The following is a 273-nucleotide window of genomic DNA, read 5'->3' as shown; positions in this document are numbered from 1 at the left end:
AGGCATCCGTCGTATGCCCTTTCTACCTTAACCTGTTTCAGTTTCGTCCTGTTCGATTGTCAAAGAGCGCGTACCGTCTTTTTCTTGACTGTTGGGTAAGAAAACGTCCCTTGAAGAAGTGTTCTTAGCTGGTGGAGGTGACCGGAATCGAACCGACGACCTCCTGCGTGCAAAGCAGGCGCTCTCCCAACTGAGCTACACCCCCAGCAAAGATGAATATGGTGGGCCGCAGAAGATTTGAACTTCTGACCTCTCGGTTATCAGCCGAGTGCT

At 51.3% G+C, this 273-nt stretch carries 1 tRNA gene; it reads right to left on the bottom strand.

Annotated elements, in window-relative coordinates:
* Positions 1–129: 129 nt before the first annotated feature.
* A tRNA-Ala gene (locus B0D78_RS12215) sits at positions 130–205 on the bottom strand.
* Positions 206–273: the final 68 nt, after the last annotated feature.

This window comes from Pyramidobacter sp. C12-8 (assembly GCF_002007215.1).
Lineage (GTDB): Bacteria > Synergistota > Synergistia > Synergistales > Dethiosulfovibrionaceae > Pyramidobacter.
This window is presented reverse-complemented; position numbering and strand designations above follow the sequence as displayed.